This is a genomic window from Streptomyces bauhiniae, assembly GCF_004784475.1.
GTDB lineage: Bacteria > Actinomycetota > Actinomycetes > Streptomycetales > Streptomycetaceae > Streptomyces > Streptomyces seoulensis.
In genome coordinates, this window is sequence record NZ_SRRT01000008.1 from 154754 (window position 1) to 178693 (window position 23940).

Sequence of the window (23940 nt, forward strand, 5' to 3'; positions counted from 1 at the left end):
TCTGCTCGGGTCAGACCTGGACCCGCTCCGCCACGACCTTCTCGATCTTGGCGATGGCGTCCTCGAACGGGATGCCGTTCTCCTGCGAGCCGTCGCGGTAGCGGAAGGAGACGGTGTCCGCGTTCATGTCCTCGTCACCGACGATGATCATGAACGGCACCTTCTGCCGCTGGGCGTTCCGGATCTTCTTCTGCATCCGGTCCGAGGAGGAGTCCACCTCGACCCGCAGCCCCTTCCGCTTGGCCTCGGCCGCGAACTTCTCCAGGTACTCGACGTGCGCGTCCCCGATCGGGATGCCCACGGCCTGCACCGGAGCGAGCCACGCCGGGAAGGCACCCGCGTAGTGCTCCAGCAGTACGGCGAAGAACCGCTCGATGGAGCCGAACAGGGCGCGGTGGATCATCACCGGGCGCTGCTTGGAGCCGTCGGGGCCGGTGTACTCCAGGTCGAACCGCTCGGGCAGGTTGAAGTCGAGCTGGATGGTCGACATCTGCCAGGTACGGCCGATCGCGTCCTTGGCCTGGACGGAGATCTTCGGGCCGTAGAACGCGGCGCCACCGGGATCGGGCACGAGCGGCAGCCCCTGCTTCTCGGCGACCTGACGCAGCGTCTCGGTCGCCTCCTCCCACGCCTCGTCGGAGCCGACGAACTTCTCCGGGTCCTTGGTGGACAGCTCCAGGTAGAAGTCGGTCAGACCATAGTCGCGCAGCAGACCGAGGACGAAGGTGAGCGTCCGGTCCAGCTCCTCGGACATCTGCTCACGGGTGCAGTAGATGTGCGCGTCGTCCTGGGTGAAGCCGCGGGCCCGGGTGAGGCCGTGCACGACGCCCGACTTCTCGTACCGGTACACGGTCCCGAACTCGAAGAGGCGCAGCGGCAGTTCACGGTACGAGCGGCCGCGCGCGTCGAAGATCAGGTTGTGCATCGGGCAGTTCATGGGCTTGAGGTAGTAGTCCACGCCCTCGTCGAGCTGCATGGGCGGGTACATGCCGTCGGCGTACCAGTCCAGGTGGCCCGAGGTCTCGAAGAGCTTCCCCTTCGTCGCGTGCGGGGTGTAGACGAACTCGTAGCCCTCCTCCTCGTGGCGGCGCCGCGAGTAGTCCTCCATGACCCGGCGGATGATGCCGCCCTTGGGATGGAAGACGGCGAGGCCGGAGCCGATCTGCTCCGGGATGGAGAAGAGGTCCAGCTCGTTGCCGAGCTTGCGGTGGTCACGCTTCTCGGCCTCGGCGAGGAACTCCAGGTGCGCCTTCAGCTCGTCCTTGGACGGCCAGGCGGTGCCGTAGATGCGCTGGAGCATCGGGTTCTTCTCGCTGCCGCGCCAGTAGGCGGCCGCGTTGCGCATCAGCTTGAACGCCGGGATGTTCCGGGTGGAGGGCAGGTGGGGACCCCGGCAGAGGTCCTTCCAGCACAGCTCGCCGGTCTTGGCGTCCAGGTTGTCGTAGATGGTCAGCTCGCCGGCGCCCACCTCGACGTCCGCGCCGTCGTCGGAGGAGGCCGAGCCCTTGAGGCCGATCAGCTCCAGCTTGTACGGCTCGTCGGCCAGCTCGGCGCGGGCGTCCTCGTCGGAGACCACGCGGCGGGAGAACTTCTGGCCCCGCTTCTGGATCTCCTGCATCTTCTTCTCGATGGCCTTGAGGTCATCGGGATGGAAGGGCTTCTCCACGTCGAAGTCGTAGTAGAAACCGTCCTTGACCGGCGGGCCGATGCCCAGCTTGGCCTCGGGGAACAGCTCCTGCACGGCCTGGGCCATGACGTGCGCGGTGGAGTGGCGCAGGATGTTGAGGCCGTCCTCGGAGGAGATCTCGACGCCCTCGACCTCGTCGCCGTCGGACAGCACGTGGGCGAGGTCCTTCAGCTCGCCCGCCACGCGCGCGGCGATGACCGAGCGCTCGCCCGCGAAGAGCTCGGCGGCGGTAGTGCCCGTCGTCACCACGCGCTCTTCCCGCTCGGAATCGCGTTGGATGATCACACGGACGTCTGACACCGGTCTCTCCTGACTGAAGGCTCGAGTGCGGCGCCGTACCAGGAGCGCGCGCACAAGGGATCGTACCGACCCGCCCCCTCCGACCGCGAAACGGTTACTTTCCGTCGCCGTCCCCGTACGCCTCTCCGCATGCCTCCTCGAAGAAGTCGAGGTTCTCCTGGAGGGACTTCATCAGCCGGTCGCGTTCGGTCTCGTCGACCCGTACGGGGACGACCCCGGTGGCGCCGGTGAGCCTGCGGAAGCCGCCCCGGCGCTCCAGCCGGCCCCGCACGCGGACGGGGAGGCCGACGAGGTGGGCGTGGCCCGCTATCCGGTAGTCCTCCTCGCCGAGGGTGAGCCGCAGGTGCGGGACCTCGGCGCCCGCGAGGACGCGCAGCCGTACGGTGCCCGCGCCGCGCGGTCCGGAGCGGCGCAGTCTTACGACGACGCCGGTGACGCTGACGCTCACGGAAGGTTCGGCGCGCAGGTAGCGGGCGCCGGCGGCGCGCAGGGCGGGGAGGTCGCCGGGTGAGAACTCGACGGGGCCGGCCGAGGCGGCGCAGCCGTCGGGGACGCCGGCTGCGGGGGCCCAGGCGATGGCGACGCGGGCGCCCTCGGTGCCCCGGACGAGTGCGGTGAGGGCCTCGGTGAGTTCGCGGCTGACGCCTGCTTCCACGGCGCCGTCGAAGGCGTCCATGTTTCCGGTGGCGCGCTGGTAGTCGATGGCTTCGCGGGTGGCGTGCAGGGCGTGGTGCAGGCGGACGGTGAGGGGGCGGCCGGTGGGGGCAGGGGCGAAGGCGGTGAGGGTGCGGCCTTCGGCGGCGGGGCCGAGGAGGACCCCGTCGAGGAGCGCGGTGGCGGGGCCGCGGTGCCGGGCGCCGTGGTAACCGGTGCGGGCGCGGGTGGCGAGGGCGGCGGCGAGGAGGGTCTGGCGGGCGGCGGTGCGCAGGCGTTCGTCGAGGGTCCAGGGGGTGGCGCCGTCGACGGGTCCGGCGGGGGTGTCGCGGTGCCAGCGGATCTCGTCGCTGGGGACGGCGAGGGCGATGAGGATCTCGCGGGCGGAGGGAGCGGCGCTGCGGTGGAGGGCGTGCAGGGCCTCGCCGAGGAGGTCGTCGGCGTCGGGGAAGGCGCGGCTCTCGGGGACGAGGAGGCTGGTGGGGCCTTCGGCGGGGATGGGCGGGGTCCAGCGTCCGTAGCGTCCGGGGACTCCGCCGCGTCTTTGCCAGCCGTGGCGGCGGAGCAGGGCGGTGAGGTCGGCGGGGTCGACGCGGGCCGGGTCGGGGGGTCGGTGCCAGGCGGAGTCGTCGGGGTGGGGGCGGAGCATGCGCAGGGGTTCGTCGGGGCTTGTCATGGCCTGCCTCCGGTGCCGACGCGCGTCATGATCTCGCAGAGGGCGCGGTCGTCGAAGATGCGCGCGGTGGGGACGCGGACGGTGGTGCGGGTGCGTCCGGTGACGGGGTGTCCGGCGAGGTTGACCCAGTAGCAGCAGTGCCTGAGGTCGAGCCGGTCGTGTCCGGCGCGCAGCCAGTCGTCCTGGGAGCGCGGGACGATCATGACGACGAGGATCTTGTGCACCGAGACGGGGGTGCGGGCGAGTTTGCGCAGGTGGTCGTTGTCCAGCGTGAAGGAGAAGGTCGGGCCGGGGGGCCTGGGGGCGAGCTGGTAGGTGCATTTGAGCTGCACCTTGATGGTGACCTCGTCGTCCACGGTGTGGCCGGGGGCGCTGTGGCTGACGTGCCAGTCGATGCCGTTGTCGGGGAACGGCTGGGACAGCGAGCAGCCGGCCGCGGCGGCGACCGCGTGCAGATAGCCGACCTGCAACGTCTCCATGCAGGCGGTGGTGGCGAGCGTGCCGCGAAGGTGACCCGTGCGGTCGGGCAGCAGCCCGCCCCGCTCGGGCTGCGCCATGGCCATGGGACAACAGCCTTCCGAACCGGGGGTTTCCCCACTGCGGGCCGCTGAACTGCAAAGACCCGTACTCCTGTTGTCTCCTCCCGGCGTACGGCGCAAACGGGCCGGGTATCACCAAACGGGCAGAAGACGGAACGTCAGCCGCCATGTGCGGGCGAGGAGTTGGGTTGGGATGACGTGCTGGTACGAAGGGGCGCTGGCCGCCTTCGACACGGAGACGACGGGCGTGGACGTCGAGGCCGACCGGATCGTGTCGGCCGCCGTCGTCGTCCAGGACGCGCCGGGGACGCGGCCGCGGGTGAGCCGCTGGCTGGTCAGTCCGGGGGTGCCGGTGCCCGAGGGGGCGACGGCGGTGCACGGGCTGACGGAGGAGCACCTCCAGCGCAACGGCCGCTGGCCCGCGCCGGTGGTGTACGAGATAGCCCAGCAGTTGGCGGAGCACACGGCGATGGGGCGGCCGCTGGTGGTGATGAACGCCCCCTTCGATCTGACGCTGCTGGACCGGGAGTTGCGCCGGCACCGGGCGTCGTCACTGGACCGTTGGTTCGAGTCGGCGCCGCTCAGGGTGCTGGACCCGAGGGTCATGGACAAGCAGTTGGACCGCTACCGCAAGGGCCGCCGCACGCTGGCCGATCTGTGCGAGCAGTACGGGGTGGAGCTGCGGGGCGCGCACGACGCGGCGGCGGACGCGATGGCGGCGCTGGACGTGGTGCGGGCGATGGGGCGCCGGTTCGCGGCGCGGCTTGAGCGGCTGTCCCCGGCGGAGTTGCACGCGTTGCAGGTGGGCTGGCACGCGGCGCAGGCGCGGGGTCTCCAGGCGTGGTTCGCGCGCAGCGGGTCGCCGGAGCTGGTGAGTACGGAGTGGCCGCTGCGGCAGGAGTTGTCGGCGGCGGCGTAGCCGGGGCGGCCGGTGTGCACGGCCCCGGACAGCGGAAGAGCCGGCCCGCGGTGTGCGGACCGGCTCCTCGTGCCGGTGGGCGATACTGGGTTCGAACCAGTGACCTCTTCGGTGTGAACGAAGCGCTCTCCCACTGAGCTAATCGCCCGGCAACGCACTGAACCATACAGGTCCGGGCGGGGTGAGTCCAAACCGCCGCCGGCAGCCCCAGGGACCCCGAGTGCCGTGCGCGCGGTGCCGGATGGACGTGACCGGGAATCAGAAGAGCGTGCACAAAGGGGACTTGGCGGGGGAATGAATTCACATGTTGTCGCACTTGCCGGAAATTCGGACGCTTTCCGTCGGGATATGGTCCGCATATCGTCCGTATTTCCCGCCGCCCTTTTACGTGCACACGCCGAAGGCCCGCCTGCTGTTCGCAGACGGGCCTTCGGTCCAGGGTGGGCGATACTGGGTTCGAACCAGTGACCTCTTCGGTGTGAACGAAGCGCTCTCCCACTGAGCTAATCGCCCTGGGCGCAGGAAGAACATTACCCCATGTCAGCGGGTGCCTGTGACCACCTGCGGCCCCGGCTCACTGGTCCTTGATCTCCCACGGCGCGACGACGCCGAACTTCCAGAGGTAGATCCCGGCCAGCACCCCGATGATCACCAGCCCGATCACGGTCAGGGTGATGTTGCGGCGCCGCACCTTGGGGTCCAGCGCCTTCTGCGCGGCCTCGGTGACCTTGCGCTTGGTCCAGCGCAGCACGAGCTGGGCCCAGACGAACTCGGTCGCCCAGATCGCCATGCCGCCGAAGATCACCACCCAGCCGGGGCCGGGCAGCGGGAGCATGATGATGCCGGCCACGACCACGGCGAGGCCGATCACGAAGACCCCGACCTGCCAGCTCAGATGCAGGGCCCTGCGCTGCTTGACGAACTCCGGCGCCCGCGAGCCCAGCCCGTCGTCGGCCGGCCCCTCGCCCGTCTCCGCCTTGTCCGGCACCACGGCGACCTCACCCGGCTCGTCACTCCCCGTATTCATACGGTCAAACCCTACCGGAGCGAATGAGTCACTGGAATGGTGGCAGATCTCGTATCACTTCTCGGCCGGAAGAGGTACCTAAAGCCACGCAAAACCCTCGAAGGGGTTTACAACGGCACCGTAGGTGGCATGTCGATTTCGCCGACGTGCGAATCCCCGAGCGCACACTGAGCGAAAGGCCCTGGCGCTTATGAACACCACGGTCAGCTGCGAGCTGCACCTGCGCCTCGTTGTGTCGAGCGAGTCCTCCCTGCCTGTCCCCGCAGGCCTGCGGTACGACACGGCCGACCCCTACGCCGTGCACGCCACCTTCCACACCGGAGCCGAGGAGACCGTCGAGTGGGTGTTCGCCCGCGACCTCCTCGCCGAGGGGCTGCACCGCCCCACCGGCACCGGCGACGTCCGCGTCTGGCCATCGCGCAGCCATGGTCAGGGCGTCGTCTGCATCGCCCTCAGCTCTCCGGAGGGCGAAGCGCTGCTGGAGGCCCCCGCGAGGGCCCTGGAGTCCTTCCTGAAGCGAACCGACGCCGCCGTGCCGCCCGGCACGGAACACCGGCACTTCGATCTCGACCAGGAGCTGTCGCACATCCTGGCGGAGAACTAGGCCACGACACCCCACCGAGCCGCCCGGCGCCGTCCACTCGGGGAGACGGCGCGGGCCGAGACAACCGCATAGGGCACCCAGCGGCGTCGTCACCGTGAGCGTTCACGGAGGCGGCGCCGCTGTGCGTGTGCGCGGTGCTCAGGGTCTCCGGGGAACCCCGGCGGCGGGGCGGGCGTTGCACGGGCAGGAGCCGTCGTCGGGCGGCGGACGGTGGGGCGGGCGCGGTTGTCGCTACCATCTGCCCCCATCGGCGGGCGCCCGCCCGACCCTCAGGCCAGGGAGCGAAACGTGCTGATCACCCACGACACCCGGTGCGCGCTCGACACCGTGGTGGATCTGGTGAACACCGCGCCGGAGGACGACACGGCGGCGGACGGACTGCCGGACGTGGCGGCGCTGGCGGAGTTCACCCGCGGCCACGCCGTCAGCGACATCGGCACGCTGACCGAGCCGGACCTGGCGGCGGTGCGGGAGATCCGCGGCCGGTTCGCGGGCATCTTCGCCGCGCCGGACGCCCGTACGGCGGCCGGGATGATCAACGAGCTGGTCGCGGCCGCGGGCACCACCCCGCGGCTGACGGACCACGACGGCTACGACTGGCATGTGCACTACTTCGCCCCCGGCGCCTCGCTGGCCGACCATCTCGCGGCCGACTGCGGGATGGCGCTGGCCTTCTTCGTGGTGGCCGGCGAGGAGGAGCGGCTGCGGCGCTGCGAGGCACCGGACTGCCGCCGCGCCTTCGTGGACCTCTCCCGCAACCGCTCGCGCCGCTACTGCGACAGCCGCACCTGCGGGAACCGGCTGCATGTGGCCGCCTACCGGGCGCGCCGCAAGGAGGCGGCCGGCTGAGGCGGGCCGGGGTGCGCGGGGTTGCGCGGGGTGCGGTTTCGACGCCGGCCCCGGCGGGTGACGCCGGGACGGGCGCGTACGGCTCACAGCAACAGCAGATCGTGCAGCGCAGCCATGAGGATCAGACACCCGATCACCGCCAGGAAGATCATCAGCGGTGGCTGGGAAAGGGCGAAGAGGCACCCGCGCGGCTCGTCCTTCGGCGGCGCGGCCTCGCTCTGTGTCGTGTCGACCATCTCGCGGTGATGATGGCCCAGGTCAGGCCCTGTACGCGATCAACACACACGTAAAGTGCGGGACTGCGCCGAATTCGTGCCGTAGCTTTCGCGTCGCTCCGCGTGGTGAACGGTTTCGTGCGGGGGGTGACGGTATGTGGCGACTGGCCCGTCATGTGCAGGTCATCGGCGCTGGCATATGCCAGTGGCTCATATGCCGTGCTTCTTGAGGATGGCCTCGATGTCGCTGAAGTCGTCCGAGGAGGACTGGGAAGCAGGGGGTGCCGAGGCGGGCCGGGAGCCCTGTCCCGCCTTCCGGCCCAGGGCGGGCGCCGAGGCGGAGGGGCTCACCGGGACGGCCGAACCGTCACCTGTGGCCGTCCGCGCGGTGCGGGTGCCCCGGCGGTGCTCCACGGCGCGGACGAGGGCGAAGAGCGCCCAGGACGCGCCGAGCACCCCGAAGCCGGCCCAGGCCAGCGGGCTGAAGGCGGTACGGGCCAGCCAGCCGACGGCACCCGTCATCACCAGGCCGACCGGGATCAGGGAGTAGGCGGTGATGCGCAGGGCGGTCAGGAAGCGCTTGCGGTAGGCGGTGACCGCGGCGATGCCCAGGCCCGCCGCGGACACGGCGGAGCAGACGGTCTCGGCGAGCATCCGGTCCTCCTGGCGGGGTCGGTCGGTCCTCCGGGCCGGTGTTCCGGGCCGGGGCGGCGAGGGCACCGGCGGTGCGCTTCGTCCCTTCCATCCTGCACCGTCCGCCCCCGGCGGGGCCATGGTCCGGCCCGGAGATCAGGGACTTCTCAGGGATGCCCCCGGCCCTCCTCGGGGTCCCCACCAGGCAGGGTGTCCGCCGCCGCGATTGGGCCGGGCCGGGCCCGCCTGGAAGACTGGCCCGCATGAGCGACACCTCCCCCGCGCACCCCGAGCCCGTCGTGCTCGACATCTGGTGCGAACTCCAGTGCCCCGACTGCCGCAGCGCCCTGGACGACGTACGCGCCCTGCGTGCCCGTTACGGCGACCGGCTGGAGATCCGGCTGCGGCACTTCCCGCTGGAGAAGCACAAGCATTCCTTCGCCGCCGCCCAGGCCGCCGAGGAGGCGGTGGAGCAGGGGCAGGGCTGGCCGTACATCGAGGCGGTGCTGGCGCGTACCGAGGAGCTGGACCGGCGGGGCGAGGCCGTGCTGGTGGACTCCGCCCGTGAACTCGGCCTGGACGCCGAGGAGTTCGAGGTCGCCCTGATCGACGGGCGGCACATCCTGATCGTGGACGCCGACCAGGCCGAGGGCAAGGCGATCGGCGTCACCGGCACCCCGACCTATGTCATCGGCGGCGAGCGCCTGGACGGCGGCAAGAGCCAGGAGGGGCTCCGCGAGCGGATCGAGGAGATCGCCGACCGCCTGCTGGCCGGCGCGGGGGCCTGAGCCGCTACAGCAGCGGCTTCGTCAGCGTGCGGGACGTCGTCCCGTAGCCGAGCGACTCGTACAGCCGCTCGGCCGGGGTGTTGCCCGCGAAGACGTTGAGGCCGAGGGCGTGGCCGCCCTCGGTGATCGTGCGGGCCTCCGCGAGGAGCATCAGGGCGCGTCCGTGGCCTTGGCCGCGGCGGGTCTCGTCGGTCTGGATGTCGTAGATCCAGCGCTCGCCCTCGCGGTGGCCGAGCCAGACGTGGCCGACCGGGGTTCCCTCGTGCTCCAGGACGCCGAACCAGACGCCCTCGGTGGCCAGGCCGTCCGGGAGGACGGTGGCATGGTCGCGCCGGGCCTTGGCGTGGGCGTCGGCCTCGGGGACGCCGCGCTCGATCCACTCCCCCGCGTACCGCTCCCGCTCCGCCTCCTGCCAGGCGGTGAACTCCGCCTCGGTCATCGGGCGGGCGGTGCCGCCGGGCGGGAGCTGCGGGGGCTCCTCCCCGAGCAGCTTGCGCATGCCCCGGTTGCGGAGGACATAGCCGAGGGCGTCCGCGAGGCGGGACGCGGCCTCGTTCTCCGCCGGGTGGGTCAGCTCGATCTGGCGGCAGCCCCAGCTCCGTGCCACCTCCTCGGCGGCGAGCATGGCCACCGTGCCCCGGCCGCGCCGCCGGTCGGGCTCGTCGATCCGCAGTGCGGTGACGCGGGCCACCGAGGGGCCGAGGAACGGCGAGGTGTCCAGGGCGATCTCACCGACGGGGCGGCTGTTCACGCACACCTGGAAGCGGCGCGAACGGATGCCGTCCGGGTGCTGCTGAAGCGGCTCGGTCGGCCGCAGTGTCGTCGTCATCACGGGAGTTGTACCCGCTCGGCGGCGCCGGCTGCGCCCAATTACCGGCGCCCGCCGGGCGGATGGGGTGTCACGGGTTCAGGTCGGCGCGCGAGCGCTCCTCGAAGATCCGCATCGCCTTGGCGGTCACCGGGCCCGGCGCGCCCGGCAGTTCACGGCCGTCGACCCGGTGCACGCCCTGGACGTCGCGCAGCGAGGAGGTCAGGAAGATCTCGTCGGCGCGCTCCAGCACGTCCAGCGGGAGGTCGGTCTCCTTGGCGCCGGTCCACTCGACCGTCAGCGCGCGGGTGATGCCGGCCAGGCAGCCGGAGGGGACCGGCGGGGTGTGGATCTCACCGTCGAGGACGACGAACACGTTGGAGCCGGTGCCCTCGCAGAGCCGGCCGACGGAGTTGGCGAACAGCGCCTCGGACGCGCCCTGTTCGTGCGCACGGGCCAGCGCGACCACGTTCTCGGCGTACGAGGTCGTCTTCAGGCCGGTGAGCGCGCCGCGTTCGTTGCGAATCCAGGGGACGGTGACGACCGCCGTGGAGTCGGGGCGACGGGTGGCCTCGCTCGCGGCGACGACCAGGGTCGGGCCGTGCTCGCCGCGTTCGGAGCCGAGGGGGGCCTGACCGCCGGTGTAGGTGACCCGGAGCCGCCCGAGCGGCATGGGGTTGGCCTCCAGTACGGCCGCGCAGGCGCGGGCGACCTCGTCGTGGTCGGGGTCGGGCAGCCCGAGGCCGCGGGCGGAGCGGGTCAGCCGGTCGAGGTGCCGGGTGAGCGCGAACGGCTTGCCGTCGACCGCCTTCAGCGTCTCGAAGACGCCGTCGCCCACGGTGAGACCGTGGTCGAAGACGGAGACGCTCGCGGTGTCGGCGTCCCGCAGGGCGCCGTCCAGCCAGATGCTCATGTGCGGGCCTTTCCACTTTCCTGGTACTGCCCCGACGCTACCGTGAGCAGCCGGGCCCTCTTCAGTTCGGTCTCGCGCCACTCCGCGAACGGGTCGGAGCCCCAGGTGATCCCGGCCCCGGTGCCGAAACGTAGGGCAGCCGTGCCGTCGGAGGACCGGTCTATCCAGAACGTACGGATGCCCACGGCCAGCTCGGCCGTGCCCCGGTCGGCGTCGACCCAGCCGATGCCGCCGCAGTAGGGGCCGCGCGGGGCGGTCTCCAGGGCGGCGATGATGCCGAGGGCGCTCGGTTTGGGGGCGCCGGTGACCGAGCCGGGCGGGAAGGTGGCCGCGAGCAGCTCGGGCCAGCCCACGTCGGCGCCCAGTTCGCCGCGCACGGTGGAGACGAGGTGGACGAGTCCGGGGTGTTTCTCGGTGACGCACAGCTCGGGGACGGTGACGCTGCCGGTGGCGCAGACGCGGCCGAGGTCGTTGCGGACCAGGTCCACGATCATCACGTTCTCGGCGTGGTCCTTCTCCAGCAGGTCCGCCTCGGTGCGCCCGGTCCCCTTGATGGGCCCGGACTCGATGGTGCGGCCGGTCCGGCGCAGGTACAGCTCGGGCGAGGCGGTGGCGATCTCCACCCCGTGCTCCGGCAGGCGTACGGTGCCCGCGTAGGGGGCGGGGTTGCCGCGGGCCAGCAGGGCGGTGAGTGCGTCGACGTCGGCGTCGGGGCCGACCGGCGCGCTCAGCACCCGGCAGAGGTTGGCCTGGTAGACGTCGCCGGCCGCGATGTGCTCCCGGATGCGCCGCACGGCGCTCATGTAGGCGGCGCGGTCCAGTGAGGTGGTCCAGTCCTCGGGGGCGGGGCCCTGCCAGGCGCCCGGTACCGGGGCGGGGACGGGCGCGTGCCGTACGTCGGCGAAGCGTGCGCAGGTCAGCGCGCCCTCGAAGTCGGCGACCACGGCCCAGAAGCCGGTGGAGTCGAGGGCGGCGGGGTCGCTGGTGACGTCGAGGAGGCCGGTGGCGAGGCGTTCGCCGAAGCGGGCCAGTGGAGTCCGGGAGGAGGCGGCGGCCGGGAGGTGGAGCACGTGGCCGAGTCTAGGCCGGGTGTCCGAAAGCCGAGCCGGACGGGCGGCCGGCGCAGCCCGTGACCGGGGTGGCCGCCGGGTGCACCGCAGCACGCTGCGCAAACGCGTTTTTGTGCTGGCTCAGGAATCCGCTAGAGTTCAACACGTCGCCGGGACGCGCAAGCCGACCGAAACGACAAGCGGACGTAGCTCAGTTGGTAGAGCGCAACCTTGCCAAGGTTGAGGTCGCGAGTTCGAGCCTCGTCGTCCGCTCGCAGGAAGTAGGGTGTCTTCCCGATCCCTACGCTCCTGGTGGAGTGGCCGAGAGGCGAGGCAACGGCCTGCAAAGCCGTCTACACGGGTTCAAATCCCGTCTCCACCTCCAAGGACGATTAGCTCAGCGGGAGAGCGCTTCCCTGACACGGAAGAGGTCACTGGTTCAATCCCAGTATCGTCCACTGGATCTTCTCGAAGGTCCCATCCCGCGCGATTAGCTCAGCGGGAGAGCGCTTCCCTGACACGGAAGAGGTCACTGGTTCAATCCCAGTATCGCGCACGCAGTGCCCATGATCCGCTCCATGGAGTGACACGATCGTGGCCCCGAGGACGATTAGCTCAGCGGGAGAGCGCTTCCCTGACACGGAAGAGGTCACTGGTTCAATCCCAGTATCGTCCACACACCGAAGAAGCCCCCGGCCGTCTCGTACGGCCGGGGGCTTCTTCGTGTCTCAACTCGTGTCTCAGCTCGAGAAGAGCATGTGGCCGAAGCTCTTGCGGCGGTGGTGGCCGCCGTAGTGGCCGCCTCCGTGGTGGCCGCCGTGCTGCGGGGCGCCCCAGGCGGGGGCGGGCGCGGCGGGGTAGCCCTGCGGGGCGGGCGGCGGCGGGCCGGGCTGGGACCACTGCGACTCCAGGCGGGTCAGCGCCTCCAGCTCGCCGTAGTCGAGGAAGATGCCGCGGCAGCCGTTGCACTGCTCTATCTGGATGCCGTTGCGGTTGTAGGTGTGCATCGGCGCATGGCACTTCGGACACTGCATGGTTCGGCTCAACTCCTGATCCTCGGGTCCTGCTTGGTGTTTCCCCAGGACAGACTCCGTCCTGCCCGGGCCGGTTGCAGCCTATTTGAGGAAATCGCGGGCCAACCGGTCGGGGGCGCCCGGCATTCGGGCGCAGGCGTCCACGACGGCCCGCTCCACCTCGTCCAGCGGGCGCCTGGCGGTGAGGGCCTTGGTGAGGGCGAGGGCGGCGGTCTGCACGGTGAGCGCGCGGGCCGGGACGTCCAGTACGGGCCAGGGGTCGGCCCCTTGGGGTACGGCGGGGCCGCCCGCAGCCTGGTAGGCGGTCAGGAAGCGGAGCCATTCGTCGGGCGGGAGGAGGCCGCAGGCGTACCAGGCGGCGGGGCGGGCGAGGTCCCAGGCGGGGTCGCCCACTCCGAGGTCGTCGACGTCGATGAGGTGCCAGGGCCCGTCGGGTGCGGGGTGGCGGACGAGCTGGCCGAGGTGCAGGTCGCCGTGGCAGAGGAACGGGGTGCCGGGGGCGGGGGCTTCGGCGCGGGCCCAGGGCGGGAGGGCGGCCCAGGCTGCCAGGACGGGCGGGGCCTCGGTGGAGGGGTGGTCGGTCAGGGTGCGGCGCAGGCGGGATATCGCCAGGGCCGATTTCGCGGGGCCGCGCATCGGGGGTAGTCCCGTGGGTGGAGGGGTGCGGTGGAGGCGGGCGAGGAGGGTGGCCGTGGCTTCCCAGGGGGCGGCGTCGGGGTCGTCCCGGTCGACGGGGGTGCCGTAGGGCCAGTGGGTGACGAGGCGGCCGTCCAGGCGGGCCGGGGTCGTAGCGCTCGGGGGCAGCAGGATGCCGGGAAGGCGGGCGGCGACGGTGAGGCGGTGGGCCAGCTCGTGCGGGTCGGTGTCCGGGGCGTGGGCCTTGGCGACGGTCGTGCCGTGCCGGACGACGGTGGCGTCCGGGCGGTCGGCCAGCGCACCGCAGACGCAGGCACACGGCCCGGCGCCGGGATGTACGGCCGCCTTGAGCCGGGCCGTCAGGGCCGGGGCTGTTTCCGCTGTCACGGGAGGTGAGCGTACTGGGGCCGGCCAGGACGCGATGCCGGGCGGAAACGCAATGCCGGCGCAGCTCCCCAGCTACGCCGGCATTGCGTGCCGTCCGTCGCACCCCCGTCCCCACGGGGTTTCCTGGATGTAAGGGAGATCCACCCGGACCGCTCTTCCGGGCCTGGACCGCTTCTCAGCGGCCCAGCATCGCACCCACGGACGACGCCTGTGTGGCCACCGTCTCCCAGCCGTCGAAGACGAGCAGGAGCAGGGCCGCCAGGGGAAGGGCCATCAGGGTCGCCACCAGGGGGTGGCGGCGGCCCGTGCGGCGTCGGAGGAGTGTGTCGCGCCTCGGTGCCGTGGGGGCCATGGTTCCTTCTCCCGGCCGATTCGGTTGTTGGCAGCGGCGGGCGTGTGGCCTCGGGGGGCGAGCGCCCTGGCCCGCCGCTTGACCTCAAATCTAGGTTCGCGGCGCCGGGCGGGCGTCATGCCCTCGTACCGAATGGCGGGCCTCCCGGAGGATGAGCCTCCTGGCTGCGTGTACTCCCCTGGGTGGAGACGTGCGGTGGAGTCTCAGGGTCTTCCCGGAGGGGTCGCGGGCGGCCGCCCCGGCGTCTCCTCCCAGGGGTGGATTGCCGTGACTTCAGTCACTTTGGCCGTCCGGGGGCGCGGCCGGCGGGAGGGAAGGTGCCGCCGGGCGTCGCGGCGGTGACCCGGCCCTTCTCCCCCGCCCGGCAGGGTGCCGACCTCTCCTGCCCGTTGACCAAAAGTCAACATCCGTGCCTGGTCAGAGGGTTGACGACGTCCTTACATCAACCACACAGCAAGATCCGTGTCGCTGACCGCGTTTCACCTCGACCGTGGGGTAGGCGCAATCCATCGGCCCGAGAGGGCGCGGCCTCTGCGCGCGGGCGGCCGTGGAAACGTAAGCTGGGCACGTCACAGGGACCGGGCAGCGGGGATGAACATGGCGATGATGCGCCTGAGGCGCGAGGACCCGCGCGTCGTCGGCTCGTTCAGGCTTCACCGACGGCTCGGCGCGGGCGGGATGGGCGTGGTCTATCTCGGCTCGGACAAGAAGGGTCAGCGGGTCGCGCTGAAGGTGATCCGGCCCGATCTCGCGGAGGACCAGGAGTTCCGGTCGCGGTTCGCGCGCGAGGTGTCGGCGGCCCGGCGCATCCGGGGCGGCTGTACGGCGCGGCTGGTGGCGGCGGACCTGGAGGCCGAGCGGCCCTGGTTCGCCACGCAGTACGTGCCCGGCCCCTCCCTGCACGACAAGGTCGCCGAGGAGGGCCCGCTGTACGCGGCCGACGCGGCGGCGATCGGCGCGGCCCTGTCCGAGGGGCTGGTGGCGGTGCACGAGGCCGGTGTGGTGCACCGGGACCTCAAGCCGTCCAACATTCTGCTGTCCCCCAAGGGCCCCCGGATCATCGACTTCGGCATCGCCTGGGCCACCGGCGCCTCCACGCTCACCCATGTCGGTACGGCGGTGGGCTCCCCCGGCTTCCTGGCACCGGAGCAGGTGCGCGGGGCGGCGGTCACCCCGGCCACCGACGTGTTCTCGCTGGGCGCCACCCTGGCGTACGCCTCGACCGGTGACTCCCCCTTCGGGCACGGCAGTTCCGAGGTCATGCTGTACCGGGTGGTGCACGAGGAGCCGCATCTGCACGGGGTGCCGGACGCGTTGGCGCCGCTGGTGCGGGCCTGCCTGGCGAAGGACCCCGCTGACCGGCCGAGCACGCTGCAACTGTCGCTGCGGCTCAAGGAGATCGCGGCCCGCGAGGCACAGGGGCTCGGCGAGGTACGGCCGCCCGGACCCCGGGCGCCGGTGGCGGACCGGGCCTCGGTGCGGCTCGCGGACACCTCGCCCGACCAGCAGCGCACCACGCAGCGCCGGGCCGCGCCCGGTACCCCGCCGCCGCGCGGGGCCGCGCCCTCGCGGGGCGGGGCTCCTTCGCGCGGCGGTGTCGCGTCCCGGCCCGGCACCCGGCCGAACCCGTCGGGGCGCGGTACCGGAAACCGGCCCGCTCCGCGCAGTGGCGCGGGCCGCCCGGCCCGTACCACGGGGACCAAGCTCCGTCCGGCCAACCCCCGGCTGCTGCGGCAGCGGCTGACCGTGTTCGTGGTGGTGACGCTGCTGGTCGCCCTGGGCATCGCGGTGGCGCAGGGCTGTTCCGGCCCGGCGCGCGGCCTGGGCGGGGACGGCGGGCAGCGTACGGGCGCGCGGCAGGCGCCCGTGACCGGGGACGGTCAGGGGCGGGTGGCGTAGAAGGCGACCGCCGAGGCCGCGGCCACGTTCAGGGAGTCGACGCCGGCCTCCATCGGGATGCGCACATGGACGTCGGCCGCAGCGAGCGCGGCCGGGGAGAGCCCGTCGCCCTCGGTGCCCAGCATCAGCGCGAGCTTCTCCGGGCGGCGGGCGGCGAGTTCGTCCAGGTCGATCGAGTCGTCCGAGAGGCACAGCGCGGCCAGCGTGAAGCCGTGTGCGCGGAGGGTGTCCGCGTCGTGCGGCCAGGACTCCAGGCGGGCGTACGGCACCGCGAAGACCGTCCCCATGGAGACCTTCACCGAGCGCCGGTACAGCGGGTCGGCGCAGCGCGGGGTGAGGAGTACGGCGTCCACGCCGAGGGCGGCGGCGTTGCGGAAGGCGGCGCCCAGGTTGGCGTGGTCGACCATGTCCTCGAAGAGCGCGACCCGGCGCGGGGTGCCGTGGGGGCCGACGGACTCCAGCAGCGCGGCCGGGGTGGGCAGCGGGTTGCGGGCCATCGAGGCGAGGGCGCCCCGGTGGACGTGGTACCCGGTGACGCTCTCGGCCAGCTCGGGGCTCACCACGTAGACCGGGCAGGTCAGTTCGTCGATGAGGTCGGCCATGGTGTCGACCCACTTGGGGGTGAGCATCATCGAGCGCATGCCGTAACCGGCGTTCCCCGCGCGGCGGATGACCTTCTCGCCCTCGGCGATGAACAGTCCCTCGGCGGGTTCGCGCCGGCGGCGCAGGGCCACGTCGGTGAGGTCGGTGTAGTCGGCGAGGCGCGGGTCGGCGGGGTCGTCGACGGTGATGAGCTGGGCCACGGGGTGCTGGTGCCTTGTTCTTCCGGAGGGGTCAGGGCTGGTCGGTGGTCGGGGTCGCGTCGACCACGGCGCCGATGACGATGACCGCCGGGGGCTTCACCGCCTCGGCGCGCACGGTCTCCGCCACGGTGGCGAGCGTCGCGTCCACCCGGCGCTGGGCGGCCGTGGTGCCCTCCTGGACGAGGGCGACGGGGGTCTCGGGGGCCTTGCCGTGGGCGATCAGGGTCTCGGCGATCTTCCCGATCTTGTCGACGCCCATCAGGACGACGAGGGTGCCCCTCAGACGGGCCATCGCGGGCCAGTCGACCAGGGAGCGGGGGTCGTCGGGGGCGACATGGCCGCTGACCACGGTGAACTCATGGGCGACCCCGCGATGCGTGACGGGTATCCCGGCCGCGGCCGGCACCGATATCGAGCTGGAGATGCCGGGGACCACGGTGCACGGGATGCCGGCCTCGGCGAGCGCCTGCACCTCCTCCATGCCCCGGCCGAAGACGAACGGGTCGCCGCCCTTGAGCCGCACCACGGACTTGCCCTGCTTGGCGTGCTCGATCAGGGCGTTGTTGATGGCCTCCTGGGCCATGTACCGCCCGTACGGGATCTTGGCCGCGTCGATCACCTCGACGTGCGGCGGGAGTTCGGCGAGCAGGTCGCGCGGGCCGAGCCGGTCGGCGATCACGACGTCGGCCTCGGCGAGCAGCCGCCGGCCCCGGACGGTGATCAGGTCGGGGTCGCCGGGGCCGCCGCCGACCAGGGCGACGCCGGGCGTGCGGGTGCGGTGGTGGGGGGCGACCAGGGTGCCGTCGCTCAGGCCCGCCACGACCGCGTCGCGGATGGCGGCGGTGTGCCGGGGGTCGCGGCCGCGCGCGCTGGTGGTGAGGACGGCGACGGTCACGCCCTCGCTGGTGCCGGTGGCGGGCGTCCAGGCCGTGGCCCGGTCGGCGTCGTCGGAGCGGACGCACCAGACGCGGTGGGCCTCGGCCTCGGCGGAGGCCGCGGCGTTGGCGACGGGGTCGCTGGTGGCGATCAGGGCGTACCAGGCGCCGGAGAGGTCGCCCTCGGCGTACGGGCGGCGCAGCCAGGTGATCTCGCCGGCGTCGGCCATCGCCTCGACGGAGGGGGTGGCCTCCGGGGAGACGAGGAGGACGTCGGCGCCCGCCGCGATCAGCGCCGGAAGGCGGCGCTGGGCGACCTGGCCGCCGCCGAGGACGACCACGCGGCGACCGGTCAGGCGGAGGCCCACGGGGTAGGCGGGGTGTTCGGCCATGAGGTGCGGCTCCTCGTGCGGTGTGCGGTGGGCGCGCCGCGCCTTCGAAGCGGCCCTGACGTGCGGATCTTAATGTCTGGGCCCCTGGTGGGGCACGGGTGGTCCGGCTGGTGAACTCCGGGCCGGACCGCCCGTGGCCGTCGGCTGCTTCTCGGTGACGCTACTTCTCGGTGACGCCGGCCGAGTCGAAGGTCGCCACCTCGTGCATCGCGCGGGCCGTGCTCTGCACCAGCGGCAGCGCCAGCAGCGCGCCGGTGCCCTCGCCCAGGCGCAGGTCGAGGTCGACCAGCGGGCGCAGCCCCAGCTTGTTGAGCGCGGCCACATGGCCGGGCTCGGCGCTGCGGTGACCGGCGATGCAGGCCGCCAGCACCTCGGGGGCGATGGCACGGGCGACCAGCGCGGCGGCACCGGCGCTCACCCCGTCCAGGATCACCGGAGTGCGCAGCGACGCGCCACCCAGCAGCAGACCGACCATGGCCGCGTGCTCGAAGCCGCCGAGGGCCGCGAGGACCCCGATCGGGTCGGCCGGGTCCGGCTGGTGGAGTTCCAGCGCACGGCGGACGACCTCGGTCTTGCGGGCCAGCGTCTCGTCGTTGATGCCGGTGCCCCGGCCGGTGACCTCGGCCGGGTCGGCGCCGGTGAAGACGGAGATCAGCGCGGCGGAGGAGGTGGTGTTGGCGATGCCCATCTCGCCGGTGAGCAGCGCCTTGTTCCCGGCGGCGACCAGGTCGCGGGCGGTCTCGATGCCGACCTCGATGGCGGCTCTGGCCTCCTCGCGGGTCATCGCGGGCCCGGTGGTCATGTCGGAGGTGCCGCCGCGGATCTTGCGGGGCAGCAGACCGGGGGTGGCGGGCAGGTCGGCGACGACACCGACGTCCACCACGCACACCTCGGCGCCGACCTGGTTGGCGAAGGCGTTGCACACCGCGCCGCCGCCCAGGAAGTTGGCGACCATCTGCCCGGTGACCTCTTGCGGCCACGGGGTGACGCCCTGGGCGTGCACACCGTGGTCACCGGCGAACACGGCCACGGCCGCGGGCTCCGGGATGGGCGGCGGGCACTGCCGGGACAGGCCGGAGAGCTGCGCGGAGATGATCTCCAGCATGCCGAGCGCACCGGCCGGCTTGGTCATGCGCTTCTGCCGCTCCCACGCCTCCCCGAGCGCCTTGGCGTCGAGCGGGCGGATCTGTGCGACGGTCTCGGCAAGCAGGTCGTGGGGGTCCTCTCCGGGCAGGGCGCGGCGGCCGTACGTCTCCTCGTGCACCACCCAGGACAGCGGGCGGCGCTTGGACCAGCCGGCCTGCATCAGCTCGGGTTCGTCCGGGAACTCGTCGACGTACCCGACGCAGAGGTAGGCGACGACCTCCAGGTGCTCCGGCAGGCCGAGCGCGCGGACCATCTCCCGCTCGTCGAAGAAGCTGACCCAGCCGACGCCGAGGCCCTCGGCGCGCGCGGCGAGCCAGAGGTTCTCCACCGCGAGCGCGGAGGAGTACGGGGCCATCTGCGGCTGGGTGTGCCGGCCGAGGGTGTGGCGGCCGCCACGGGTGGGGTCGGCGGTGACGACGATGTTCACCGGGGTGTCGAGGATGGCCTCGATCTTCATTTCCTTGAACTGCTTCGCCCGGCCCTTGGGCAGCGACTTGGCGTACGCCTCGCGCTGGCTCATGGCGAGGTCGTGCATCGCGCGACGGGTGTCGGCGGAGCGGATGACGACGAAGTCCCAGGGCTGCGAGTGGCCGACCGAGGGGGCGGTGTGGGCCGCCTCCAGGACGCGCAGCAGCACGTCGTGCGGGATCGGGTCGCCGCGGAAGCCGTTGCGGATGTCACGGCGCTCGCGGATCACCTTCAGCACGGCTTCGCGCTCGGCGTCGTTGTACGCGGGTGCGGCCGGGCCCAGTGGCAGGGCGGACTCGGGCTCCTCCTCGTCCTGGTCGGCGTCGGTGGTGGCGAGGTCCTCGGCGTGCTGGACGAGGTCCGGCTGCGGGGCGATCGCGTCCAGGTCGGGAAGGATCAGCGGCTGCGGCGGGGTCGGCGCGAGGTGCGGGGTGGTGGGCACCTGCCCGTCCACGGCCACGAACTGGCCGAGCGGCTGCTCGGGGTGCGGCGCCTGCGGCAGACCGGAGGGCAGCGGTTCCGCCTGCGCGGGCACCTCCTCGGGGGCCTGGAGCTGGGGGCCGGACGGGGCTTCGCGCGCCTCTGCGGGGGCCGGGGGCTCGAAGACGGGGGGCTGCGGGGCGGCCACCGGGATGTCCTCGGGCGCGGGGAGCGGGAACTCCTCGGCGGTGAGGGGGGCTTCGGGCTCGGGCTCCGGCACGGGGGTCTCCACGGCCTCCGCCACCGGGGCGACCGGGGCCTCGGGCTCGGGGGCCTGCGGGGCCTCCTCGGCGGGAGCCGCCACCTCCTCGGCAGGAGCCTCCGCGATCTCGACGAGCGCCTCCTCGATGGCGGCCTCGGCCTCGTGCCCCGGAGCCGCGTCGGGCACGGTCTCCAGCACCGGCTCGGCCACCTCGGGCTCGGGAATCCCGGCCGCGAGGGGGGCCTCCGGCGTCTCCTCGACGGCGACCTCGGCGACCTCGGCCTGAGCGGTCAGCCGGTCCACGGCGGCCTGCGCGGCCTCAGCGGGCTCGACCGGCGCGCTCTCGGCGACGGGCGGGACAGCCTCCGGCAGGGCTGCTTCCGGTGCGACCGCCTCAGGGGCAACCGCGTCCGGGACGACCGCCTCGGGGGCAACCGCGTCCGGGGCAACCGCCTCGGGGGCAACAGCCTCGGGGACAACGGCCTCCGGAGCAGTCGTCTCAGGAACAACCTGCTCCGGGGCAACCGCCTCCGGAACAGTCGTCTCAGGAACAACCTGCTCCGGGGTAACGGCCTCCGGAACAACCGCCTCAGGCACAACCTGCTCCGGCGCCACAGCCTCAGGAACAACCTGATCCGGCACCAGAGCCTCCGGGGCAACCGCCTCGGCGACACCCTGCTCCGGCACCCCACCCTCCGGAACAACCGTTTCGGCGGCCGGTGCCACGTCCTCCACCGGCCCCGCGCCCCAAGGCACGGCGGCCTGCGGGGCCGGGTCGGGGAGCGCCTGTACGTCGAGGTACTCGGGGCCGGCGAACGGCCGTACCGGCGCACCGGCGGGGCCCCGGTCGGCGAGGGAGCGGACCGGGCTCGCGGAGGCATCCGGGATCGGCGGGCCGAGGTGCAGCGGGCGGCGCGGCGGCTGCACCGGGCCGGGCCCCTGCTCGGGCAGCCGTACGCCGCCGAGGTCGACGGAGCCGGTGTCCCGGCCCGCCGTCTCGTGGGCGTCGGGCTGGTGGACGGCCTCGACGATCGGTGCCGGGGCCGGGGGCGGCAGTTCGTTGCCCCACGCGCCCTGAGCGCCCGGCAGCAGCAGGTCCTCGTCCTCGGCGGGCGCCTCGGCGAGGTAGGTGTACGCGCCGTGCCCGAGGCCCGGCTGCTCCACCATGCCTGCGCTCTCCGGCTGTCCCTCGGCCGGGACCTGGCCGGTGTCGGTCATGCGTACCCCTCGCCCATCGGTTTAGTGCTCCTACGACCAGCTCACCCGGAACGGCGCACCGACCGCCCCGTAGTGAGAACGAGCGTCCGTGCGCATCGGCACGAACGACCCGCCAGAAATGGCGACAAAGCCATTCGGTGGCATTCTCGCGGCCGTTCGGCCGTCGTGACAGCGAGATCACGTGACAGCCCGTTGTGGACTGCGCCACGTTGCGCGTCCTCCGGTTTTGCCGTACCTCACCCACCGCCCCAAAGCGGGCGAGCTTTCCGGACATTGACGAACGAACTTCCGGACCGCGGGTGCGGTACAACGATCGGCCAGCCTACCGCGCGCGGTACGACAAACCGATCACGGGGCGAACCGGTCGGGGAGGGCGGCGGCGGTTCAGCGCGCGGTCTCGCGCGGGGGCAGCTCGCCGCCGAGGAGGAAGACGACGCTCCGCTCGTTCTCCGTCCAGGACTTGGTGTCCAGTCCGACGGCCTGGAGGAGGGCGCACTCGACGCGGTAGCCGTGCTCGGTGAGGTCGCGGCCGATGAGTTCGGCGGCGTCCCGGGTGGCCGCGTGGGCGACGATGCGCTGCGGGCGCCGGTCGGCCACGGCCGAGACGACCGCCGCTCCCCCGCCGCCGACGCGTACGACGTCCGGCTCGGGCAGGTTCTCCAGGATGTGCGGCGCCTCGCCGCGCACGATCTGCAACTGGACCCCGAACTCGCGGGCGGCGGCTTCCGTCCGGGCGCAGGACTCGGGGTCGGCGTCGACGGCGAGCACGGCGGCACCGGCGCGGGCGGCCTCCACGGCGAAGGCGCCGGAGCCGCAGCCGATGTCCCACACCAGGTCGCCGGTGCGCGGGCCCAGCCGGGCGAGCTGGGCGGCACGCAGCAGTTCGTTCTCGCCCTCGCCGAGGACGCCCCCATACACCTCGTCGGGCTGGGTCCAGCCGCGCGGGCCGGTGCCGGGGTCGCGGCCGGCGATCCAGCCGTCGCCCACGAGTGCGCTCTGGGGGCCGCCGATGACGATGACGATGTTGGGGTCGCGCCAGGTGTGGTCGGCGGCCTTGTCGGAGGTGAGGACGCTGACGCGCTCGTTCTCGGTGCCGAGTTCCTCGCACACGACGAAGGTGCGGTGCACCCCGTCCAGGAGCAGGCCGAGTTCGGCGGGTCCGGCGCCGGGTGCGGTGAGGACGGCGACCTTGCTATGGGCACGGCACACATTGACCGCCCGGCGCAGGGTGCGGGGGTGTGCGACGACCACATGGGCGTCGTCCCAGGGCATGCCCGCGCGGGCGAAGGCGCCGGCCACGGAGGAGACGCCGGGCACGACCTCGACCTCCAGGCCGAACTCCGGTGCGCGCAGGGTGCGCACGACGCCGAAGAAGCCGGGGTCGCCGTCGGCGAGCACGACGGCGGTGCCGCGGTGGCCGGCGATCCGGCGGGCGGCCAGGCCGACGCTGCCCAGGCGGACGCGTTCGGCGGTGGCCGGGATCTCCGGAAGCGCCAGGTGGTGGGGGGCGCCCGCGACGAGCGTGGCGGCGCCGAGGGCGCCGCGTGCCGCTTCGGTCAGCGGCGAGCCGTCCCAGCCGATCACCGTGACCCGGTCGGCCATCGTCGTCAGTCTCCAGGTGTCGGTGTGTCGTCAGTGCCCCTGCTGCAGTGTCCCTACTGCGGGCTTGGTGAGGTTACCTGGTGGTCCGGCGCGGCGGGGCGGCGGGGCGGGGTCAGTTCCACTGGGCGTAGGAGCCGAAGCCCCGGCTGTCGGCGAGCTGTTCGTCACTGCCCTCCAGGTCCTCCGGCAGCAGGCTCCACACGATGAAGTCGGTGCGCATGTCGGTCCAGGTGCCGTCCTCGGTGCGCACGTGGACTATGCAGGCGTTGCGGAGCACGCCCTCGCTGATGCAGCCGATCTTCTGGGCGACCTGCTGGGAGGCGGTGTTGTCGGCGGCGGTGCGCAGTTCGATGCGCTCGAAGCGCTGGTCGCCGAAGAGCCACTTGGCGGTGGCGAGCGCGGCCTCGGAGGCGTAGCCCTCGCCGCGTGCCCAGGGGGCGATGATGTACGACAGCTCGGTGGACCGGATGCGCCAGTTGGTCCTGCCGAGCTGGACGACGCCGACCAGGCGCTGGGTGAGGAACTCGGTGACGGCGAGGTCGAGGCCGCGTCCGGCGGCGCGTTCGGCGGGCGCGTACTGGGTGATCCAGCGGCGGGCGCCGTCCTCGGTGAAGGGCTGGGGCACGTCGGTCCAGGCGGCCACCTGCTCGTCGTTCATCATCTCGGCCAGGGCGGGCAGGTCGTCCTCGTCGAGGGGTCGCAGCACCAACCGCTCCGTCGAGATGGAGATGTTGGGGAAGGTGCTAGTCATGCGCCGCTCCGTAACCTTCGAGGATTCGTGAGGG

Annotated in this window: 22 protein-coding genes and 7 tRNA genes; 10 read left to right on the forward strand and 19 right to left on the reverse strand. The window is 72.7% G+C overall.

What is annotated here, in order from left to right:
* Window positions 1-10 precede the first annotated feature (10 nt).
* The 3 genes from thrS to E5083_RS25795 all read right to left on the reverse strand — a co-directional run bounded on the left by thrS (window position 11) and on the right by E5083_RS25795 (window position 3880).
* A complete protein-coding gene (gene thrS, locus E5083_RS25785) occupies window positions 11-1987 on the reverse strand; it encodes a threonine--tRNA ligase (protein WP_135788085.1) in 1977 nt (658 codons plus the stop codon).
* A gap of 94 nt (window positions 1988-2081) precedes the next feature.
* A complete protein-coding gene (locus E5083_RS25790) occupies window positions 2082-3317 on the reverse strand; it encodes a hypothetical protein (RefSeq protein ID WP_135788086.1) in 1236 nt (411 codons plus the stop codon).
* Window positions 3314-3880, reverse strand: coding sequence for a DUF4365 domain-containing protein (locus tag E5083_RS25795; RefSeq protein WP_086696323.1), 567 nt, complete (start codon window positions 3878-3880; stop codon window positions 3314-3316). Before E5083_RS25795 ends, E5083_RS25790 begins: the two co-directional genes overlap by 4 nt.
* A 169-nt stretch (window positions 3881-4049) precedes the next feature.
* On the opposite strand from E5083_RS25795, the gene E5083_RS25800 reads away from it, so the two are divergent.
* Entirely contained in the window at window positions 4050-4775 is a 726-nt protein-coding gene (locus E5083_RS25800; protein ID WP_135788087.1) for a 3'-5' exonuclease, read from the forward strand.
* 76 nt (window positions 4776-4851) lie between these two features.
* Here the strand turns inward: E5083_RS25800 and E5083_RS25805 are convergent.
* From E5083_RS25805 to E5083_RS25815, 3 genes are all read right to left on the reverse strand, one after another.
* Window positions 4852-4923, reverse strand: a tRNA-Val gene (locus E5083_RS25805).
* Between the two features lie 293 nt (window positions 4924-5216).
* A tRNA-Val gene (locus tag E5083_RS25810) sits at window positions 5217-5288 on the reverse strand.
* Between the two features lie 61 nt (window positions 5289-5349).
* Window positions 5350-5802 carry a TIGR02611 family protein gene (locus E5083_RS25815; protein ID WP_135788088.1) on the reverse strand — a complete coding sequence of 151 codons (453 nt, stop codon included), beginning with the start codon at window positions 5800-5802 and terminating at the stop codon, window positions 5350-5352.
* 190 nt (window positions 5803-5992) lie between these two features.
* Here E5083_RS25815 and E5083_RS25820 point away from each other — a divergent pair, with 190 nt between their 5' ends.
* Both E5083_RS25820 and E5083_RS25825 read left to right on the forward strand, forming a co-directional pair.
* Entirely contained in the window at window positions 5993-6406 is a 414-nt protein-coding gene (locus tag E5083_RS25820; RefSeq protein ID WP_010351314.1) for an SsgA family sporulation/cell division regulator, read from the forward strand.
* A 288-nt stretch (window positions 6407-6694) separates the two neighbouring features.
* Complete coding sequence (locus E5083_RS25825; protein ID WP_135788089.1) at window positions 6695-7255, forward strand: CGNR zinc finger domain-containing protein; 561 nt, start codon at window positions 6695-6697, stop codon at window positions 7253-7255.
* Between the two features lie 83 nt (window positions 7256-7338).
* Here the strand turns inward: E5083_RS25825 and E5083_RS31340 are convergent, their stop codons facing one another.
* Both E5083_RS31340 and E5083_RS25830 read right to left on the reverse strand, forming a co-directional pair.
* Complete coding sequence (locus tag E5083_RS31340) at window positions 7339-7491, reverse strand: hypothetical protein (protein WP_167381394.1); 153 nt, start codon at window positions 7489-7491, stop codon at window positions 7339-7341.
* A gap of 189 nt (window positions 7492-7680) precedes the next feature.
* A complete protein-coding gene (locus E5083_RS25830; protein ID WP_135788090.1) occupies window positions 7681-8124 on the reverse strand; it encodes a hypothetical protein in 444 nt (147 codons plus the stop codon).
* 242 nt (window positions 8125-8366) lie between these two features.
* Here E5083_RS25830 and E5083_RS25835 point away from each other — a divergent pair, with 242 nt between their 5' ends.
* Window positions 8367-8891: a DsbA family protein gene (locus tag E5083_RS25835; protein WP_135788091.1), complete on the forward strand. Its 525-nt coding sequence runs from the start codon at window positions 8367-8369 to the stop codon at window positions 8889-8891.
* 4 nt (window positions 8892-8895) lie between these two features.
* Here E5083_RS25835 and E5083_RS25840 read toward each other — a convergent pair whose 3' ends face one another.
* The 3 genes from E5083_RS25840 to E5083_RS25850 form a co-directional block, all read right to left on the reverse strand.
* The gene (locus E5083_RS25840; protein ID WP_135788092.1) at window positions 8896-9720 is read right to left on the reverse strand and encodes a GNAT family N-acetyltransferase; all 825 of its coding nucleotides are present in this window, start codon (window positions 9718-9720) and stop codon (window positions 8896-8898) included.
* Window positions 9721-9790: 70 nt separating this feature from the next.
* Window positions 9791-10612: an aminotransferase class IV gene (locus E5083_RS25845; RefSeq protein ID WP_135788093.1), complete on the reverse strand. Its 822-nt coding sequence runs from the start codon at window positions 10610-10612 to the stop codon at window positions 9791-9793.
* Window positions 10609-11682 (reverse strand): chorismate-binding protein, encoded by a 1074-nt coding sequence (locus tag E5083_RS25850; RefSeq protein ID WP_135788094.1) that lies wholly within the window; start codon window positions 11680-11682, stop codon window positions 10609-10611. Before E5083_RS25850 ends, E5083_RS25845 begins: the two co-directional genes overlap by 4 nt.
* 179 nt (window positions 11683-11861) lie before the next feature.
* On the opposite strand from E5083_RS25850, the gene E5083_RS25855 reads away from it, so the two are divergent.
* The 5 genes from E5083_RS25855 (at window position 11862) to E5083_RS25875 (ending at window position 12337) form a co-directional block, all read left to right on the forward strand.
* Window positions 11862-11934, forward strand: a tRNA-Gly gene (locus tag E5083_RS25855).
* Between the two features lie 38 nt (window positions 11935-11972).
* Window positions 11973-12046 (forward strand) — tRNA-Cys (locus E5083_RS25860).
* A 1-nt stretch (window position 12047) separates the two neighbouring features.
* Window positions 12048-12119: transfer RNA gene (locus tag E5083_RS25865), tRNA-Val, on the forward strand.
* Between the two features lie 26 nt (window positions 12120-12145).
* Window positions 12146-12217, forward strand: a tRNA-Val gene (locus tag E5083_RS25870).
* Between the two features lie 48 nt (window positions 12218-12265).
* A tRNA-Val gene (locus E5083_RS25875) sits at window positions 12266-12337 on the forward strand.
* A 64-nt stretch (window positions 12338-12401) separates the two neighbouring features.
* On the opposite strand, the gene E5083_RS25880 is transcribed toward E5083_RS25875, so the two are convergent.
* The 3 genes from E5083_RS25880 to E5083_RS25890 all read right to left on the reverse strand — a co-directional run bounded on the left by E5083_RS25880 (window position 12402) and on the right by E5083_RS25890 (window position 14070).
* A complete protein-coding gene (locus tag E5083_RS25880) occupies window positions 12402-12695 on the reverse strand; it encodes a TFIIB-type zinc ribbon-containing protein (RefSeq protein WP_135788095.1) in 294 nt (97 codons plus the stop codon).
* Window positions 12696-12776: 81 nt separating this feature from the next.
* Entirely contained in the window at window positions 12777-13718 is a 942-nt protein-coding gene (locus tag E5083_RS25885; protein ID WP_135788096.1) for a phosphotransferase family protein, read from the reverse strand.
* Between the two features lie 175 nt (window positions 13719-13893).
* Entirely contained in the window at window positions 13894-14070 is a 177-nt protein-coding gene (locus E5083_RS25890) for a hypothetical protein (protein ID WP_086695998.1), read from the reverse strand.
* 591 nt (window positions 14071-14661) lie between these two features.
* Here E5083_RS25890 and E5083_RS25895 point away from each other — a divergent pair.
* Window positions 14662-15969, forward strand: a complete 1308-nt coding sequence (locus E5083_RS25895) for a serine/threonine-protein kinase (RefSeq protein WP_135788097.1) — start codon at window positions 14662-14664, stop codon at window positions 15967-15969.
* Here E5083_RS25895 and E5083_RS25900 read toward each other — a convergent pair.
* The 5 genes from E5083_RS25900 to E5083_RS25920 form a co-directional block, all read right to left on the reverse strand.
* Window positions 15951-16772, reverse strand: a complete 822-nt coding sequence (locus tag E5083_RS25900; protein ID WP_135788098.1) for a TrmH family RNA methyltransferase — start codon at window positions 16770-16772, stop codon at window positions 15951-15953. The genes E5083_RS25895 and E5083_RS25900 overlap by 19 nt on opposite strands.
* Window positions 16773-16803: 31 nt before the next feature.
* On the reverse strand, window positions 16804-18039 hold the full coding sequence (gene cobA / locus E5083_RS25905; RefSeq protein ID WP_135788099.1) for a uroporphyrinogen-III C-methyltransferase: 1236 nt from the start codon (window positions 18037-18039) through the stop codon (window positions 16804-16806).
* A gap of 160 nt (window positions 18040-18199) precedes the next feature.
* A complete protein-coding gene (gene cobT, locus E5083_RS25910; protein WP_135788100.1) occupies window positions 18200-21553 on the reverse strand; it encodes a nicotinate-nucleotide--dimethylbenzimidazole phosphoribosyltransferase in 3354 nt (1117 codons plus the stop codon).
* Between the two features lie 384 nt (window positions 21554-21937).
* Window positions 21938-23155 carry a precorrin-6y C5,15-methyltransferase (decarboxylating) subunit CbiE gene (gene cbiE, locus E5083_RS25915; RefSeq protein ID WP_135788101.1) on the reverse strand — a complete coding sequence of 406 codons (1218 nt, stop codon included), beginning with the start codon at window positions 23153-23155 and terminating at the stop codon, window positions 21938-21940.
* A gap of 112 nt (window positions 23156-23267) precedes the next feature.
* Window positions 23268-23906, reverse strand: coding sequence for a GNAT family N-acetyltransferase (locus E5083_RS25920; protein WP_135788102.1), 639 nt, complete (start codon window positions 23904-23906; stop codon window positions 23268-23270).
* Between the last annotated feature and the right edge of the window lie 34 nt (window positions 23907-23940).

Excerpts from the sequence above, each read along its gene's own strand:
- E5083_RS25815 (WP_135788088.1), bottom strand. The coding sequence starts at position 5,802 with ATGAATACGGGGAGTGACGAGCCGGGTGAGGTCGCCGTGGTGCCGGAC.
- E5083_RS31340 (WP_167381394.1), bottom strand. The coding sequence starts at position 7,491 with ATGGTCGACACGACACAGAGCGAGGCCGCGCCGCCGAAGGACGAGCCG.
- cobA (WP_135788099.1), bottom strand. The coding sequence starts at position 18,039 with ATGGCCGAACACCCCGCCTACCCCGTGGGCCTCCGCCTGACCGGTCGC.
- E5083_RS25790 (WP_135788086.1), bottom strand. The coding sequence starts at position 3,317 with ATGACAAGCCCCGACGAACCCCTGCGCATGCTCCGCCCCCACCCCGAC.
- E5083_RS25830 (WP_135788090.1), bottom strand. The coding sequence starts at position 8,124 with ATGCTCGCCGAGACCGTCTGCTCCGCCGTGTCCGCGGCGGGCCTGGGC.
- E5083_RS25795 (WP_086696323.1), bottom strand. The coding sequence starts at position 3,880 with ATGGCCATGGCGCAGCCCGAGCGGGGCGGGCTGCTGCCCGACCGCACG.
- E5083_RS25845 (WP_135788093.1), bottom strand. The coding sequence starts at position 10,612 with ATGAGCATCTGGCTGGACGGCGCCCTGCGGGACGCCGACACCGCGAGC.
- cobT (WP_135788100.1), bottom strand. The coding sequence starts at position 21,553 with ATGACCGACACCGGCCAGGTCCCGGCCGAGGGACAGCCGGAGAGCGCA.
- E5083_RS25880 (WP_135788095.1), bottom strand. The coding sequence starts at position 12,695 with ATGCAGTGTCCGAAGTGCCATGCGCCGATGCACACCTACAACCGCAAC.
- E5083_RS25840 (WP_135788092.1), bottom strand. The coding sequence starts at position 9,720 with ATGACGACGACACTGCGGCCGACCGAGCCGCTTCAGCAGCACCCGGAC.
- E5083_RS25920 (WP_135788102.1), bottom strand. The coding sequence starts at position 23,906 with ATGACTAGCACCTTCCCCAACATCTCCATCTCGACGGAGCGGTTGGTG.
- cbiE (WP_135788101.1), bottom strand. The coding sequence starts at position 23,155 with ATGGCCGACCGGGTCACGGTGATCGGCTGGGACGGCTCGCCGCTGACC.
- E5083_RS25890 (WP_086695998.1), bottom strand. The coding sequence starts at position 14,070 with ATGGCCCCCACGGCACCGAGGCGCGACACACTCCTCCGACGCCGCACG.
- E5083_RS25820 (WP_010351314.1), top strand. The coding sequence starts at position 5,993 with ATGAACACCACGGTCAGCTGCGAGCTGCACCTGCGCCTCGTTGTGTCG.
- E5083_RS25800 (WP_135788087.1), top strand. The coding sequence starts at position 4,050 with ATGACGTGCTGGTACGAAGGGGCGCTGGCCGCCTTCGACACGGAGACG.
- E5083_RS25835 (WP_135788091.1), top strand. The coding sequence starts at position 8,367 with ATGAGCGACACCTCCCCCGCGCACCCCGAGCCCGTCGTGCTCGACATC.
- E5083_RS25895 (WP_135788097.1), top strand. The coding sequence starts at position 14,662 with ATGAACATGGCGATGATGCGCCTGAGGCGCGAGGACCCGCGCGTCGTC.